General features: G+C 38.4%; 1 protein-coding gene and 1 pseudogene. One reads left to right on the plus strand and one right to left on the minus strand.

Annotated elements, in window-relative coordinates; translation table 11 throughout:
* The coding region (locus ACFIK8_RS10210; RefSeq protein WP_375669358.1) for a thioredoxin family protein at positions 1-149 on the plus strand (149 nt) is incomplete at its 5' end.
* 100 nt (positions 150-249) lie between these two features.
* Here the strand turns inward: ACFIK8_RS10210 and prfC are convergent.
* Positions 250-537, minus strand: a pseudogene (gene prfC, locus ACFIK8_RS10215) (peptide chain release factor 3); the annotation flags it as partial.

The raw sequence follows: 537 nt of genomic DNA on the forward strand, positions 1-537 counted from the left end.
TTGATGAAAATCCCGAATTGGCTACTCAATACGGAGTCCGCTCGATTCCTACTTTATTGATGTTCAAAAATGGAAAAGCCTCATCGAATATGGTGGGAGCCGCTTCTAAAGGACGTGTTTCTGAATGGATTAAAGATGGTCTTCGTTAAATCTACTCATAATGATTTTTTTAAGGAGAGGAATTTTGCCTCTCCCTTTTTTTGATTTTTCTTAAAGAATCATTGCTTTTACCGTAGCAAAAGCTGCTTTTCAGTCAGAGCGTGACTGATAGTCTTTAAAGGTAGTAAACTTTATTTTCGGCGCCCGTTCTGCTTCATAATTCAATGAAAAGTGATTTTCTGCTAAAAAAACTGGATCGCCATCTAAATCGTGTGCAATAGCAGATTCATGATTGGTGAGAAATTTTTGAAATTCGTCTTTGCTTTCCGTAGAAATCCAACGACATACGCTAAAACGGACCGGTTCAAAGCTCACTGGTAAAGAATATTCCACCTTAAGCCGCTCAGCTAAAACGTCAATTTGCAAAGCACCAATCAC

It is taken from the genome of Bartonella sp. MR168JLCBS (assembly GCF_042194175.1).